We start from the raw sequence: 12,895 nt of genomic DNA, 5'->3' as shown, positions 1-12,895 counted from the left end.
CCCGTCCGTGCGGACGGGCCCTCCTACTCCGTTCCGCCGGCGGCCTTCCGCACCGCCTCCGCGAAGATCGCCAGGTCGTCCCCGGCATGGGCGAGGCGCTCGGCGACCGCGCTGGCGTGCCCGGAGAGGTCTCCACCGTATCCGGTGCTGCGCAGCCAGTGGGTGAGCCCGTCCAGGCCCACGGCGGCACCGGCGACGGCACCGGTCAGGCCTTCGACGATGCGCTCCACGTCCGCCAGGGTGTGCGGGGCGCTCGGGTCGCCGAGCTGGTCTCCCAGCTGGCGGGCGGCCTCCCCCACCTCCTGCGCGATCTCGGCGGGCGGCACCGCGTCGTGGCGGTCGCCTGTGGTGGCTCCCCGCCGTGCTCCAGCACGCGTGGGAACCTCACGAGAAGTGGACTTGTAGCGCCCGACCCTGCCCGTCGTCCGTTCGCTGTGCGTGGAGGAATCCATGGTGCCGACATTAGTCCCTTTCCTGATCGGCTTGTGCACACTCCCACCCACGCAGCGCAGCGAGTCGCTGACCGTAATCAATGGCCGCGAGGGGTCCCCCGGACGCTGAAGCGTCGCCGGGGGACCCTGCCACGCTGCGCAACTGTTTCCCGATTGTTCCGCGATGAGAACGGTGGTCGGTCCACAAGATCGGAGCTTTCCAACCCGAAAGACGGGTCGCCGAGCTAGACACTGACCGACGGATCACCCGCCGGCCGGTCGGCTCAGTCCCGCCGCTCCGGCTCGGTGGTCTTCTCCGACGCGGCCCCGGGAACGGGGGGCTGGGGCGCCGCCTGCCCGAGCGCCCGGCCGGCTGCCCCGGCGGACGGCGTGGCCGAGGGGGAGGGGCTGTCCCCCGGTCCCCGCAGTCCGGCGACGGGGCCGGGGACCTCCTTGCGGGCGACCTCCTCGGCGGCTCGGACCGCCTCGGCGACCTTGGGGTCGGTCGAGGTGTCGAACCAGGCGGCCACGGCCTCGTCCTCCGCCTCGGGGCGGGACTCGGGGACCTCCTCGGTGGGCGGCTCGTAGCGGAAGACCCCGTCCTCGCCCGGCGCGCCGAGCATCCGGGCGAAACCCTCCAACGACTTGTTGAAGTCGCTGGGGATCACCCACACCTTGTTGGCGTCGCCCTGCGCCATCTGCGGGAGGGTCTGCAGGTACTGGTAGGCGAGCAGCTCGGGAGTCGGCTTCCCCGCCTTCACCGCGGCGAACACCTTCTCGATCGCCTTGGCCTGCCCCTGCGCCTGGAGGTACCGGGCGGCGCGCTCACCCTGGGCGCGCAGGATCGCCGACTGCCGCTCGCCCTCGGCGCCGAGGATCGCCGCCTGCTTGGACCCCTCCGCCGCGAGGATCTGGGACTGCTTCTGCCCCTCGGCGGTCTTGATGGCCGACTCCCGCTCACCCTCGGCCGTGAGGATCATGGCGCGCTTCTCCCGGTCGGCGCGCATCTGCTTCTCCATCGAGTCCTGGATGGAGGGCGGCGGGTCGATCGCCTTCAGCTCCACCCGCGCCACCCGGATGCCCCACCTCCCGGTGGCTTCGTCGAGGACACCCCGCAGCTGGCTGTTGATCTGGTCGCGGGACGTCAGCGTCTGCTCCAGGCTCATCCCGCCCACGACGTTGCGCAGCGTCGTGGTCGTCAACTGCTCGACACCGACGATGTAGTTGGAGATCTCGTAGACGGCGGCCCGGGGCTCGGTGACCTGGAAGTAGACGACGGTGTCGATCGACACCGTCAGGTTGTCCTCGGTGATCACGGGTTGCGGCGGGAACGACACGACCTGTTCCCTCAGGTCGATCCGGGCCCGCACCCGGTCGAAGAAGGGTACGAGGAAGTTCAGCCCCGGAGCCGCGACCGTGCGGAACCGGCCCAGCCGCTCGATGACCGCCGCGGTCGCCTGCGGGATCACCAGGACGGCCTTGGCGACGATCGTGATGACCAACAACACCACGACCGCCAGCACGATCACTGACGTCATCAGTGTCCACCTTTCTTGTCAACGAGCGGCGGAGGTCCCCTGGTGGGACCCGGTCAGGAGGGCAGTTCCCACGGTTCCCGCCACACCACGGCGGTCGCTCCCCTGATGTCGAGCACGACGACCTCCTGCCCCTCCTCCAGGACCTGGGTCTCGTCGAAACTGCGGGCGGACCACACCTCCCCGGCGATCCGCACCCGCCCGTCCTGGGAGTCGGTCGTGGCCACCACCGTCGCCTTGCCTCCGATCAGGGCGTCGGTGTGCATCCTGACCTCGTCACCCACCCGCATCCGGCGCTTCAACGCGGGTCTGGCGAGGGTGACCAGCCCCAGCGAGACGACGGTGAAGACCACGACGTCGACCCACAGCGGCAGGCCCAGCCCCGCCGAGGCCGCCGCGGCGAGCGCGGCCAGGCCGAGCATGACGAGGACGAACTCCCCGGACAGCACCTCGGCGATGATGAGCACCGTTCCCGCGATGACCCACAGCAGCGCCGCCATGCCTCCATGGTGGCAGACAGCGCCCGGTTCCGGGTCAGGAAGCGGGGGCCGGTGCACGAGGGGCGACAGGGGTTGCGCCGTCCGGAGGCCTCAGCCGGCGCGCTCGGCGTCCGGTTCGGTGACGAAGTCGATGAGGCGTTCCACGGCGTTGATGAGCGGCGTCTCCAGGTCACGGAAGCTGTCGACCCCGGTCAGCACCCGGCGCCAGCCCGAGGCGGCGTCCGACCAACCGAGTGCGGCGCACACCCCCTCCTTCCACTCGCGCCCCCTGGGCACCTCCGGCCACGCGGTCACCCCCACCGACGTGGGGCGCACGGCCTGCCACACATCCACGTACGGGTGACCCGTCACCAGGACGTGGTCGCTGCCCGGGAGCGAGGAGATCTCGGCGACCAGCCGGGACTCCTTGCTGCCCTCGACGAGGTGGTCCACCAGCACGCCGACCCGGCGGCCGGGCCCCGGGGCGAACTCCACCAGGCGGTCGGCGAGGTGGTCGACGCCGCCGAGGGGCTCCACGACCACCCCCTCCACCCGCAGGTCGTGCCCCCACACCCGTTCCACCAGCTCGGCGTCGTGCGTTCCCTCGACCCAGAGCCGGCTCGCCCTCGCCACCCGGGCCCGCAACCCGTCGACCCTGGTCGAACCGGACGCGGAGCGGGACGCCGCCGGCGCGGGGGCAGCGGCCGGGCGCGGGCGCACCAGGGTCACGGGACGTCCCTCGTGCAGGAAGCCCGCCGCGCGCAGTGGGAACACACGGCGGCGGCCGTGCCGGTCCTCCAGCACCACGCCGCCGCCGTCCACCCTCACGACGGCGCCGCAGAACCCGCTCACCGGGTCCTCCACCACCAGGCCCTCCTCGACGGGCAGCTCCGGTACGGACCGACGTGGCCGATGGGGGTCGAGGCCGGGCAGGCCCGGGTTTCCGAACGGCATGGTCGACAACGGTAACCGGAGGTGGCGCCCCGGGTGTTCCGGGCGGGTCCCGGCGGCGGGAGCGGACTGGTGGTGGCCCTTCGACGTCTGGCCACCCGACCGAGTACTCTCGTGCGCCGTGCCATCCCCGAGTGCGACGATGGTCATCTGGACATCCGCCTGGCTGCGCGGTTCGGCCGCCGCCGATGATGTGCTTGATGCCCTGAACATCTGGGCCGAAGCCCACGAGGTACGAGCGGCTGACGACCAGACCGCCGCGACCCTGGACCTGCCCGGCCCCAACGACGGTCCGACCGGTCTCGCCATGCTGCTCGCCGCTCTGCGGCGCTGTCCCGAGACGAACGCGCGCCTCGTCCTCCCCGTCGCGGGTGACGTGCGCGGTCTCGGCGGTCCTGGCCCGTTCAGCGAGGCCGCGCTGCTCGCGGGGGAAGCCGTCGTGCTTCCGGAGGCGGGCATCGGTCTGGTCCCCCGGCCGGGGCCGGAGGGGCTGATGCGCTGGAGCGTCCACGAACTCCCCGAGATGCCACCGACACCCCTGCACCCCATCGGTGAGGCCGAGCACGGCCTGGCCGCGGCGATGCGGCAGGCGGCGACCGCGCTCACCGAGCTGGGCGTCGCCCGGAAACGCCCCGGCGTGCGCGAGGAGATCGCCGCGGCCCTGGCCAACACGCCCCGTCCTGAGTGGCCGGAGGCGATGCCGCAGCGCGCGCTGCGCGTGCTGGAACGGTCCGCCGAGGTGGCGGCGATCCTGGACGTCGCCAGCAGGGACGCTCCGGGGGGAGCGTTGTCGGCTTCGGCGGCCCGCGCCCGCGACGAGGCGTTGCGTCCCATCTTCAACGCGGTCCGCGCCGCCCGGATGACCGCCGTGGACGACGCGGCACGGGTCCTCGGCGACCGCGCGGCCCGACACTGACGACCGGACCGGGGGTGGTCGACGACCAGGGCCACCCGTACCCGGCGGTGCTGGCAGGCGGAGTCGCGGGACTTCGCCGACGTGCGAGAGGATGACCGCGTGCGACAAGGCGGCGGAGAGAAGGCGAAGCTCGCGGACTGGTCGGATCGAGCGATCGTGGCGATCAGATCCCGGGATCCCGAACAGCTCGACCGCGTCGTGCACGAGGTGCGCGCGGCGGGGAGCCTCGGGGCGCTCCTCCGCCAGTGGACGACGACGATCGTGCGGTTCGCTCCGCACGACGAGGCGGGTGGCATCCAGGTGCCGGCCCCGGCTCAGGACGATCCGAGCCGGGAACTGACCATGCAGGCCGTCGGCCAGCTCTTCCAGGCGACGGTGGCGGGTGACACCGACGCGGCCCACCGGATCTGTGAGGCCGTGGCGGCCTGGCCGGCCGAGGCGCAGTCGGCGATCAGCTCGACCGTGGCACGCATCGTCGACAGCACGATCTCCCCGCTCGCGGTCCCCTCCCACTACCTGGTGCTGCTCGACTGGCTCGCGGTGATCCCCCGGGGGGAGGAGGACCAGGCGGTTCTGGAGGACCTGCTCGTCGTGATCAGCAGGATGTGGCACGGCGACGGGTCGGAGGGCGCCCGGGCCGCGGGGGTCCTGCTGACGGGTCCCGACCGGCTACGACGGGCCATCACCCTGCTCGCGCGGGTCCTCGGTTCCCGGCTGCCCCCCGGCTCCCAGGTCACCGCGCGGGTGATCGAGACGAAGGAGGGCTCGGCGGGCACGATGACGGCCGAGCTGGACACCGCCACGACGAACCCGGAGCTGGTGGAGGACTCGCGCCGACGCGCGCTGCTGCTGGCCGGGCGGGCGATCCGGGACATGGCCAACGGTGAACCCGACCGGGTCCGGTCTGATCTGGACCGGGTCGCGGAGGACACCGAGACGTTGGGCACCATCGCCCTCGTCCTGTGCTACATGTTCCGCAGCCGGATCCTCGGCATGGAGCCCGTCGTCGAGAACTGACGCTCCCCTTCGGTGTCCCCCGAGTGCCCGCACCGGCGTACGGGGGTCCGCCGGTCCTCGCCGTCGCCCCCGTGGGCGGCCGCAACCGGAACACCCGGGGCGCTCAGCCTCCGCTCACCTCGGCCGCACCGCCCGCCGAGGCCCGCCGCGTCCGCCTCAGCGGTGGGCGCCCACCCGTTCGCAGCAGCCCACCGCGCAGGGTGCCCCGTTCACGGTGCACCCGCCGGAGACCAACTCGGACAGCTTGCGTCTCGGCGCGTCGGACACGTGCTCGCGCACCAACTCCACGACGAGTTCGGCGAAGCGGCGGTCAGCTCCCGCCGTCGCGGCGCGGGCGAACCCGATCCCGCGTTCCTCGGCGGCCTCCCTCGCCTCCTCGTCCAGGTCCCACAGGATCTCCAGGTGGTCGCTGACGAACCCGATCGGGGAGACCACCACGGCCGGCACCTCGGCCGGGTCGAGGGTCTCGATGTGGTCGACGACGTCGGGTTCCAGCCACGGGACCTGCGGCGGGCCGGACCTGGACTGCCAGACCACGTCGTACTCGGTGGCTCCGAGTTCGGCCGAGACCAGGCGGGCCGCCTCGGCCACCTGCCGCGAGTAGCGGTGCCCGCCCTCGGAGGCGGGGCCGGCCACGGCGTCGGCGGCCGTGGGCACCGAGTGGGCGGTGTAGATCACCCTGGCCGAGGCGCGTCGTTCCTCGGGGATCTCCTCCAGCGCCGCACGCACCGCGTCGGCGTTGGCGGCGACGAACAGCGGGTGGTCGAAGAACTGGCGTAGCTTGACCAGTTCCGGGGCCCGCTCGCCCACCGCGTTCCTGGCGCGCTCGATGTCCTCGTCGTACTGCCGGCAGGCCGAGTACCCGCCGTAGGCGCTGGTGGCGAAGACGAGGGCCCGTCGAACACCGTCGGCGGCCATCCGCGCGACGGTGTCCTCGACCATCGGTTCCCAGTTGCGGTTGCCGAAGTACACCGGGAGGTCGAGTCCCTGGCGGTCGAGCTCGATCCGAACGCGGTCGATGATGTCGCGGTTCAGCTGGTTCAGCGGCGAGACCCCGCCGAAGTGCAGGTAGTGCTCGGCGACGTCGTCGAGCCGTTCCGGCGGGACCCCGCGTCCTCGCGTCACGTTCTCCAGGAACGGGCGGACATCCTCAGGGCCTTCCGGCCCGCCGAAGGACAGCAGCAGCACGGCGTCGTAGCTCACGTGCCTTTTCTACTCCGCTGCCCGGTTCTCGGCGGCAGGGGGTGGCACCGGCTGTGGCGGCGGCCATAAGCCCCTCGGCGGGCCGTGGCTGGCGGTGCGTCAGACGCCGACCGCGTGGAAGCCGCCGTCAGCCATCACGATGGAACCGGTGGTGCTGGGCAGCCAGTCCGAGAGCATCGCGCACACCGTGCGGGCCACCGGCTCGGGGTCGGTGACGTCCCAGCCGAGGGGGGCGCGGCTCGTCCAGGCGTCGGCCAGGCCCTCGAAACCGGGGATGGACTTCGCGGCCATCGTCTTCAGCGGTCCGGCGGAGACGAGGTTGACCCGGACCCCCCTCCCGCCGAGGTCCCGCGCCAGGTAGCGGTTGGTGGACTCCAACGCCGCCTTGGCGACGCCCATCCAGTCGTAGACGGGCCAGGCCTGCCTGGCGTCGAAGTCCATCCCCACGACGGAGCTCCGCTCGGCGAGCAGCGGCATCAGCGCGGTCGTCAGGGACTTCAGCGAGTAGGCCGAGGTGTGCATGGCCGTGGCGACGTCCTCCCACGGCGCGTCGAGGAAGCCACCTCCCAGGCAGGACGGCGGGGCGTACCCGATGGAGTGGAGCACGCCGTCCAGCCCGTCCACGTGCTGTCCCACCCGCTCGGCGAGGGTGGCGAGGTGCTCCTGGTCCGTGACGTCGAGTTCGACCACGGGCGCCGGCGTGGGCAGTCGACCGGCGATGCGCTCGACGAGGCTGAGCCGGCCGTAACCGGTCAGCACCACCGTCGCGCCCTCCTCCTGCGCCTTCCTCGCGACGTGGAAACCGATCGAGGAGTCGGTGATCACACCCGTGATCAGGAGGCGCTTGCCCTCCAGCAGTCCGGTCACCTGTGTCGTCCTTCCTGGTTGCTGTGCTTGGAGTGGTGGTCGGGGAGGGTCAGTGCCCCATGCCGAGGCCGCCGTCGACGGGGATGACCGCGCCGGTGACGTAGGCGGCGGAGTCCGAGGCGAGCCAGGTCACCGCCGCGGCGACCTCCTCCGAGGTGGCGTACCGGCCCAGCGGGACCTGGCCGAGGATCTCCTCACGCCGCTTCTCCGGGAGCTGGTCGGTCATGTCGGTGGCCACGAATCCCGGCGCGACCACGTTCGCGGTGATGTTCCGGGAACCCAGTTCCCTGGCGATGGAGCGGGCCATCCCGACCAGACCGGCCTTGCTCGCCGCGTAGTTCACCTGGCCGGCGGAACCGGTCAGCCCCACCACCGACGAGATGAAGACCATCCGGCCCCACCGCTTCCTGAGCATGGCGCTCGCCGCGTGCTTGGCCACCCGGTAGCTGCCGGTCAGGTTCGCGTCGAGGACCCGGGCGAACTGGTCCTCACTCATGCGGAGCAGCAGGGTGTCGTCGGTGATCCCGGCGTTGGCGACCAGCACCTCCACCGGACCGTGCTGCTCCTTGATCTCGGCGAAGGCCGCCTCCACCTGGGCGGCATCGGTGACGTCGCACTTCACCCCGAGCAGTCCCTCGGGGACGTCGCTGCCCCGGTGGGTCACGGCGACCCTGTCGCCCTGCGCCGCGAAGGCCTGGGCGATCGCCAGGCCGATGCCGCGGTTTCCTCCGGTGACCAGAACCGACCGTGCCAAGACGTCCTCCTGCGAGCCGATGGAGCGAGACTGGACGCAACGCTATGGGACGCCTCCCGCCGGCCGACATGCGGCGTCCTACAAGGAATGCGCTGATTCCCCGTTCGTCGGCCACTTGTGCGGGGGTGGGGGCCGGCTCGGGTCAGATGCCACGCCTGGTGATCAGCAGGGATGAGGTCCCGGCGAGCACCGCGACGACGGTGCCCAGCACGAACCAGGGCTTGGAGGCGTCGACCTGCTGGAGTTCGTAACCGATCTGCTCACCGAGCGTGTCGTACACGCGGTGGAGCTCCTCGGCGCTGGCCGCCTTGTAGAACTCGCCGCCGGAGATCTCGGCGATCTGCTCCATCATGACGTCGTCGACCGGGACGTCGATCTCCTGCCCCTGGATCTCCACCCGACCGGAGTCGGTGCCGAAGGAGATGGTGGAGATCGGCACCTCGGCCTCGGCAGCCTCCTCGGCCGCGTCCAACTCCAGCTTGCCCACGGTCCGCTTCCCGTCGGTCATCAGCACGATGCGGGCGGGTGGTGGCCCCTCGGCACCGCTCACGATGGCCCCGAAGGACTCGATGGCCGCCAGGGAGGCGGTGATGGCCTCCCCGGTCGCGGTGGCCTCGGCCAGCCGCAGCCCCTGGATCGCCTGGACCACGGTGTCCCGGTTGACGGTGGGCGGCACCAGGACCGTGGCTGACCCGGCGAAGGACACCAGCCCGACGTTGACCCCGGGGGTCATGCCCTCGACGAACTCGGCGGCGGCGTCCTGGGCCGCCTCCAACCGGCTCGGCTCGATGTCGGTGGCCTGCATCGACAGCGACACGTCGATCGCGAGCATCACGGTGGCCCGGTTCCGGGGAACGCGGTCCTCGGTGGTCGGGCCGGCCAGACCGACCGTGAGGAGCACGAGGGCGACGCCGAGCAGGCCCGAGGGGGTGTGGCGCCGCCATCCCGGGGTGGGCGGGGCGACCCTGTCGAGCAGCTCCAGGTTGGCGAAGCGCAGGGCGTCCCGTCGTCGGCGGCGCATCGCCAGCAGGTAGCCAACCGCCAGCGCGGCCACCCCGAGCAGGAGCAGGAACCACCATGGCGTGGCGAAACCACCGAACGCCAGGCTCGGCATCAGCGCGTACCCCCTGACCACTGTCGTTTGCGCGTCACGACGAACCGCACGATGTCGGCGATCCAGTCGGAGTCGGTGCGGAGGGTGAGCTGCGCGCCGCCGGCGCGCCGCAGTTCCCGTCCGACCTCGGCCCGGTGGGCCGAGGCGGCGGCGGCGAAGTCCCGGCGGAGCCTCGGGGTGGTCTCCACCTCACGCTGCCGCCCCGTCTCCGGGTCGGCGAGGACGACCGTTCCCACGTCGGGGAGTTCGAGGTCACGGCGGTCCAGCACCTCGACCGACAGCAGCTGGTGCCGGGCTCCCAGCGCCCGCAGGGGACGGACCCAGTCCAGGGGGCCGAGGAAGTCCGAGATCACCACCACCAGGCCCCGCCTGCGCCTCGGCCTGCGAAGTTGTTCCAGTGCCGCCCCGAGGTCGCCCCGAACACCCTGCTCCGCCCGAGGGGTGTCGGCGATCTCCTTGATCAGGGACCTGAGGTGTGGCAGCCCGCTCCCCGGGGGGAGCCGACGCGTCCGGTCACCGGTGGAGATCACCGCCCCGACCCGGTTGGCCCCGTTCCTGGTGAGGTAGGCCAGGGCGGAGGCGGCGGCCACCGCGAGGTCCCGCTTCTCGCAGTTCACGGTGCCGAAGTCGAGGCTGGCCGAGAGGTCCATCACCAGCCAGGTCTCCAGCTCCCGGTCGGCGGCGGTGTCCCGGATGTGGGGTTCCGTCGTCCGCGCGGTGACCGCCCAGTCCATCAGCCGGACGTCGTCCCCCACCTGGTAGACCCGGGCGTCGCCGGGCTCGCTGCCCGGCCCGGGCAGCAGGCCGAGGTGGTTGCCCTGGAGCAGCCCGTCCAGCCTCCTCCGAACCACGAGTTCGAGTGACCGCAGTGCCGCCTCGGGCCGCCCCGGCCGCGTGGTCGGAGGCGCCCAGGCGGGTCGGGGCTGGTCGGGCGTGGTCCGAACTCCGGTCACGGCAGCGGGTGGGCGGGGTTGTGCACGACGGGTGCCGGCATGCTCGGCTGCTGCGGGCGGGCGGAGACCTGCGGCAGCGGAACGGTCTGGAGCACGCGGGAGACCACGTGGTCCACGGGCACGTTGTCGGCGAGAGCGTCGTAGGAGAGGACCAACCGGTGTCGGAGCACGTCGGGCGCGATGTCCACCACGTCCTGCGGGAGCACGTAGTCCCGGCCCCGCAACAACGCCAGCGCGCGCGCGGCCGCGACCAGTCCCAGGGTGGCTCGGGGGGACGCGCCGTAGGCGATCCAGTCTGCGACGTCGGCGAGACCGTGTTCGGCAGGGGTGCGCGTGGCCACCACCAGGCGCACGACGTAGTCGACCAACGAGTGGTGCACGAAGACCTGGCTCGCGACGTCCTGGAGCCTGCTGAGTTCGCGCGGGTCGACGACCTGCTGGGGTTCCGGGGTCCGGACGCCCATCCGGTAGACGATCTCGCGTTCCTCCTCCGGGCTGGGGTACTCGACCTGCACCTTGAACAGGAAGCGGTCCCGTTGGGCCTCGGGCAGGGGGTAGACCCCCTCGTTCTCGATCGGGTTCTGCGTCGCCAGCACGAGGAAGGGCTGGGGCATGTCGAAGGTCCGACCGCCGAGGGAGACGTGGTGCTCGGCCATCACCTCCAGCAGGGCCGACTGCACCTTCGCCGGGGCGCGGTTGATCTCGTCGGCCAGTACGAAGTTCGCGACGACGGGACCGAGTTCGACGTCGAAGGCTTCCTTCCCCTGCCGGTAGATCCGGGTGCCGAGGATGTCGGCGGGGACGAGGTCGGGGGTGAACTGGAGGCGGGAGTAGGAACCTCCGATGACGCGGGCGACGGTCTCCACTGCCAGCGTCTTGGCGACACCGGGCACACCCTCGAGCAGGATGTGGCCCCTGGCCAGCATCCCGACCAGTATCCGCTCGACCAGTCGATCCTGGCCAACGATCACCCGCTTGATCTCGAACACCATCCGTTCGAGGACCCCGGCGTCCTGTGCCGGAGTGCTGGCCGGGTGACTGTCCACGGTCTGGTAACCGGACGCCTGGCCCCCCTGGTCCGTGCCGGCCTGCCCGCCCTCGGTCACTCTGCCTACCTCCTGCGACAAAACGTCTCGTGGTGCCTCGGTGTCCGGCATCCGCGGGCTGGGGTGACCCCCGCCCCCGCCGAGGCGACCGGACCACCCCGGCGGACCGCCGGACGACGGGCACCACCGTATCGCCGAACCCCCGTGGACCGCTGCGGACTCGACACGTCGGCGAGTGCGGACAGCTAACCCGAACAGGGGTGTGGCCGCGGTCAACTGGTCACGGCGCCCTCGGACGTGGTCCCGGCGCGAGCCGGGGGGCGGGTCCTCGCGCCGGCCACGGCACGGCGCCGCGCCCCGGCCGCCAGCGAGACGCGCCCCTTCGCTCCTCCTCGTCAGCCACCGCCTGGCTCCGCGCACCCGACCCGAGCTGGCGATCCGCTCTCCACGGGCCACTCACGGCGCCCCGTCCGCCCCCACCCGCGATCCCGTGGGGCTCGCTGCCGGGTCCGGGCAGCTCGTACTCGGCGACGGGCACGGTCCGATCCACCCCGCCGCGCGGTCGGTCCTGGCTCCGTGACCAGGCAGCGCCTCGGCACCGGTGAGGATGGCAGGCGGGCTGGCGCATGGGGGTGGATGCCTCGGTCAGGGGCGGCCGCCAGGGGCCCGCCGTGCGTCCGCGACACCGGGGGGCGGGTGGCCGGTGGGCGGCGGTGCGGGCGGAGTGGAGGCTGTCGACCGGACCGGTTCCCGCCAGGACGGACGGCTGGCCGCTCACGCCAGAACGGATGGGTGGCCGCTCAGGCCAGTTCGTCGGCCCGCGCGGCCGCCTCCCTGTCGTCCACGTCGAACGCCTCGGCACCGACCGAGGGCACGTCGACGGCCGGCAGCGCGCCCAGGGTGGACCGCAGGGCGGCATGCGCGGGATCCTCGGGGACCGCCGAGCGCAGGGCGTCCAGCCGCCACAGGCTCACCAGCCACTGCCTGCGTCCCGCGTCATCGACGAGCACGGCGCCGCTGCCGGTGGTCCCCACCAGCGCCACCGCCAACCGGTGCAGGGTGCCCGGGGTGAGGAAGGGGTGGTCCGCGGCGAGGAGGGCCACGAGGGGGATCCCGGGGCGGGAGTCGGCGGGAGGCAGCAGGTGGAGGCCGGCGGCGATCCCGGCGACCGGCCCGCCGCCCGGGGGCCGTTCGCGGGTCCAGCGGACCACCGCGCCGGTGGGACGTTCCGGTCCGACCACGACCGTGTCGGTGCCGGTGGGTACGGCACCCAGGACGCGGTCCAGCAACGTCGCCCCGCCCACCCGCAGCGTGGTCTTGTCGCCTCCCCCGAACCGGCGGGAACCCCCGCCGGCGAGGACCAGTGCGTGCTGGACGGGAGCTGCGCTCGTCACGGTGCCCTCCTGGTTCGGGCCGTCCTCACCCGGTCGGCCGGTGCACTCCGCCGTCGGGTCCGGGCCCTCCGGCACCTCGCCTCCCTGGTGGGGAGGCGTCCCTGGCAGGTGTTCCCGATTGCTCGGGCGGGGCTTGCCGCCTCACGATCCCCCGCCCCTGCTCGGTTGTCGACCGCGAGGTGCCCGGGCGCCACCTCCCGTGGGGCCGGGACCGGGGACGCGGCGAGCGGGTGCA

At 72.7% G+C, this 12,895-nt stretch carries 13 protein-coding genes; 2 read left to right on the top strand and 11 right to left on the bottom strand.

The window, feature by feature from the left end; genetic code table 11:
- Window positions 1–23 precede the first annotated feature (23 nt).
- The 4 genes from G443_RS01195 to G443_RS01180 all read right to left on the bottom strand — a co-directional run bounded on the left by G443_RS01195 (window position 24) and on the right by G443_RS01180 (window position 3,399).
- Window positions 24–452 carry a hypothetical protein gene (locus G443_RS01195; RefSeq protein WP_026418785.1) on the bottom strand — a complete coding sequence of 143 codons (429 nt, stop codon included), beginning with the start codon at window positions 450–452 and terminating at the stop codon, window positions 24–26.
- Between the two features lie 263 nt (window positions 453–715).
- Window positions 716–1,969: an SPFH domain-containing protein gene (locus G443_RS01190; protein WP_026418784.1), complete on the bottom strand. Its 1,254-nt coding sequence runs from the start codon at window positions 1,967–1,969 to the stop codon at window positions 716–718.
- A gap of 53 nt (window positions 1,970–2,022) precedes the next feature.
- Window positions 2,023–2,466: an NfeD family protein gene (locus G443_RS01185; RefSeq protein WP_026418783.1), complete on the bottom strand. Its 444-nt coding sequence runs from the start codon at window positions 2,464–2,466 to the stop codon at window positions 2,023–2,025.
- Window positions 2,467–2,556: 90 nt separating this feature from the next.
- Window positions 2,557–3,399 (bottom strand): DUF3097 family protein, encoded by an 843-nt coding sequence (locus G443_RS01180; RefSeq protein ID WP_026418782.1) that lies wholly within the window; start codon window positions 3,397–3,399, stop codon window positions 2,557–2,559.
- Window positions 3,400–3,517: 118 nt separating this feature from the next.
- Between G443_RS01180 and G443_RS01175 the strand changes: the two genes are divergently transcribed.
- Both G443_RS01175 and G443_RS01170 read left to right on the top strand, forming a co-directional pair.
- Entirely contained in the window at window positions 3,518–4,312 is a 795-nt protein-coding gene (locus G443_RS01175; RefSeq protein WP_103056540.1) for an Rv1486c family protein, read from the top strand.
- 156 nt (window positions 4,313–4,468) lie between these two features.
- Window positions 4,469–5,329: a hypothetical protein gene (locus tag G443_RS01170; protein WP_155886125.1), complete on the top strand. Its 861-nt coding sequence runs from the start codon at window positions 4,469–4,471 to the stop codon at window positions 5,327–5,329.
- 156 nt (window positions 5,330–5,485) lie between these two features.
- Here G443_RS01170 and G443_RS01165 read toward each other — a convergent pair whose 3' ends face one another.
- The 7 genes from G443_RS01165 to mobA form a co-directional block, all read right to left on the bottom strand.
- A complete protein-coding gene (locus tag G443_RS01165; protein ID WP_026418779.1) occupies window positions 5,486–6,532 on the bottom strand; it encodes a ferrochelatase in 1,047 nt (348 codons plus the stop codon).
- A 99-nt stretch (window positions 6,533–6,631) separates the two neighbouring features.
- Complete coding sequence (gene fabI / locus G443_RS01160) at window positions 6,632–7,399, bottom strand: enoyl-ACP reductase FabI (RefSeq protein ID WP_026418778.1); 768 nt, start codon at window positions 7,397–7,399, stop codon at window positions 6,632–6,634.
- A 49-nt stretch (window positions 7,400–7,448) separates the two neighbouring features.
- Window positions 7,449–8,153 (bottom strand): 3-oxoacyl-[acyl-carrier-protein] reductase, encoded by a 705-nt coding sequence (gene fabG / locus G443_RS01155; RefSeq protein WP_026418777.1) that lies wholly within the window; start codon window positions 8,151–8,153, stop codon window positions 7,449–7,451.
- Between the two features lie 142 nt (window positions 8,154–8,295).
- The gene (locus tag G443_RS01150) at window positions 8,296–9,258 is read right to left on the bottom strand and encodes a VWA domain-containing protein (RefSeq protein WP_026418776.1); all 963 of its coding nucleotides are present in this window, start codon (window positions 9,256–9,258) and stop codon (window positions 8,296–8,298) included.
- 8 nt (window positions 9,259–9,266) lie between these two features.
- Window positions 9,267–10,220 (bottom strand): DUF58 domain-containing protein, encoded by a 954-nt coding sequence (locus G443_RS01145; RefSeq protein ID WP_026418775.1) that lies wholly within the window; start codon window positions 10,218–10,220, stop codon window positions 9,267–9,269.
- Entirely contained in the window at window positions 10,217–11,212 is a 996-nt protein-coding gene (locus G443_RS01140) for an AAA family ATPase (RefSeq protein WP_245588797.1), read from the bottom strand. The genes G443_RS01145 and G443_RS01140 overlap by 4 nt, the downstream gene beginning before the upstream one ends.
- An 854-nt stretch (window positions 11,213–12,066) precedes the next feature.
- On the bottom strand, window positions 12,067–12,660 hold the full coding sequence (gene mobA / locus G443_RS01135; RefSeq protein ID WP_030226842.1) for a molybdenum cofactor guanylyltransferase: 594 nt from the start codon (window positions 12,658–12,660) through the stop codon (window positions 12,067–12,069).
- Window positions 12,661–12,895 lie beyond the last annotated feature (235 nt).

Origin of the sequence: Actinoalloteichus caeruleus DSM 43889 (assembly GCF_000429185.2) — a bacterium.
GTDB lineage: Bacteria > Actinomycetota > Actinomycetes > Mycobacteriales > Pseudonocardiaceae > Actinoalloteichus_B > Actinoalloteichus_B caeruleus.
Note: the sequence above shows the minus strand (reverse complement) of the source record. Positions and strands in the feature narration are given on the sequence as shown.

Coding starts and splice junctions, on each gene's coding strand:
- G443_RS01140 (WP_245588797.1), bottom strand. CDS start 11,212: ATGGTGTTCGAGATCAAGCGGGTGATCGTTGGCCAGGATCGACTGGTC.
- G443_RS01185 (WP_026418783.1), bottom strand. CDS start 2,466: ATGGCGGCGCTGCTGTGGGTCATCGCGGGAACGGTGCTCATCATCGCC.
- G443_RS01195 (WP_026418785.1), bottom strand. CDS start 452: ATGGATTCCTCCACGCACAGCGAACGGACGACGGGCAGGGTCGGGCGC.
- G443_RS01190 (WP_026418784.1), bottom strand. CDS start 1,969: ATGACGTCAGTGATCGTGCTGGCGGTCGTGGTGTTGTTGGTCATCACG.
- G443_RS01180 (WP_026418782.1), bottom strand. CDS start 3,399: ATGCCGTTCGGAAACCCGGGCCTGCCCGGCCTCGACCCCCATCGGCCA.